Annotated in this window: 2 protein-coding genes; both read right to left on the bottom strand. The window is 55.7% G+C overall.

The window, feature by feature from the left end:
* Nucleotides 1-106: 106 nt before the first annotated feature.
* Entirely contained in the window at nt 107-943 is an 837-nt protein-coding gene (locus FTU79_RS16360) for an aminoglycoside O-phosphotransferase APH(6)-Id (protein WP_000480968.1), read from the bottom strand.
* Nucleotides 943-1746 carry an aminoglycoside O-phosphotransferase APH(3'')-Ib gene (aph(3'')-Ib, locus tag FTU79_RS16355; RefSeq protein ID WP_001082319.1) on the bottom strand — a complete coding sequence of 268 codons (804 nt, stop codon included), beginning with the start codon at nt 1744-1746 and terminating at the stop codon, nt 943-945. The genes FTU79_RS16360 and aph(3'')-Ib overlap by 1 nt, the downstream gene beginning before the upstream one ends.
* Between the last annotated feature and the right edge of the window lie 31 nt (nt 1747-1777).

The following is a 1777-nucleotide window of genomic DNA, read 5'->3' as shown; positions in this document are numbered from 1 at the left end:
GGGGTCGTTTGCGGGAGAGGGCGAAATCCTACGCTAAGGCTTTGGCCAACGATATTCTCCGGTAAGATTGATGTGTTCCCAGGGGATAGGAGAAGTCGCTTGATATCTAGTATGACGTCTGTCGCACCTGCTTGATCGCGGCCGCGATAGCTAGATCGCGTTGCTCCTCTTCTCCATCCGCGTTCCAAGCTGCGGAAAGGCACCCATAAGCGTACGCCTGGTCGAGCAGGCGACGCGGATCGACGTCCAGCGCACGAGAGAATGCGTCCGCCATCTGTGCAATGCGTCTAGGATCGAGACAAAGGTCGTCTCTGTCAGCCGGATCGTAGAACATATTGGCGGCGCCAAAGCCCACTTCACCGACCAGACCGACGGGATCTATCACCAGCCAGCCGCGACTGGAGAACATGATGTTTTCATGATGCAGATCGCCATGTAGCCCACGCAGTTCCGAGGCATTGCTCATCATTTGATCGGCTATAATCGCCGCGTGGACGTAGTCAGTTTGACAACCTGCGTTTTGATCATCGCGCGCCCGCTGAAACAAAGCTGCAAAGCGATCCCGGATCGGGAGAAGGGCAGAAGGCAGGGGTTCCTCAGATGCGGCATACAGCTTCGCCATTAGTTCCGCTGCAATTTCGGTCGCCTGGTAGTCGCCGTGCTCGGCAACGATGTGAGAGAGCATTCGCTCCCCGGCATATTCGAGCAACATCAGATTGTTCTCACGACCGAGCAACCGGACTGCTCCCCTCCCATTGCGCCATACCAGATAGTCGGCCCCGCGCAGTTCATCAGCAATGTCTTCTATAGGTTTCAATCCCTTGACGATTGCAGGAGTCCCGTCTGGCAATGAAACTTTCCAAACGAGGCTGGAAAAGGTGTCCGCAATGAGAACAGGTTGCGAAACGTGCCAATGAGCAGGAAAAACAGGCGGCATGAACATCAACCCCAAGTCAGAGGGTCCAATCGCAGATAGAAGGCAAGGCGTTCGCGGTCGGGGGCTTCGATCCCCAATACATTGAATAGGACAGCGAAGGCGCGCTCTGCTTCATCTGGCGCTGCCCAGTTCTCTTCGGCGTTAGCAATCATGAGTGCCAAATCGGCATAGCGATCTGCTGTTCCGAGCCGCCCAAGGTCGATCAGACCCGTGCATTGAAGAGTTTTAGGGTCCACCATGAAGTTCGGCATGCAGGGATCACCATGGCAAACAACCATATCGGTGCGCTCTTGGTCGAGCCGCACCGGTAGCTCTCGTTCGACACGAGCCAAAAGATCGAGCTGCGGCGTACTCTTGTCCTCGTCCGGTAAGAAGTCGGGATTGACGGCATTGCGGGACACCACATCAACGGCGCGTCCGAACATTCGCGACAGCCTGCGCTCAAACGGACATTGATCAACCGATAGGCTGTGAACAGCGCCAAGTTGCTGCCCCATTGACGGCCACGCTTTGAGCAAATCCGCTCCAGACAGATCAGCCGCCGGTACTCCCGGAATTGCCGTTATCACCAAGCATGCACCCTCCTGTTCCTCCTGCCAGTTGATCACCTCGGGGCAAGCCACACCTCGACCTTTGAGCCAAATGAGGCGGTCACGCTCTCCAGCGAGCTCACCGCGGCGGGAAGCAGGTGCGATTTTCGCGAAGGCATGCCCGTCACCACGTCGAAAAACAAAATCACCAGATTCTCCGCCTCTGACAGGCAACCAGTCAGAATGCGATTCACCAAAAAAAATATTAGTTCGATTCAATGGAGGTTCCTTCAGTTTTCTGATGAAGCGC

It is taken from the genome of Acinetobacter sp. YH12144, assembly GCF_013418345.1.
In the GTDB taxonomy this organism is placed as follows: domain Bacteria; phylum Pseudomonadota; class Gammaproteobacteria; order Pseudomonadales; family Moraxellaceae; genus Acinetobacter; species Acinetobacter amyesii.
The sequence above is the reverse complement of the archived record's forward strand: the minus strand, read 5'-3'. Positions and strand labels throughout refer to the sequence as shown.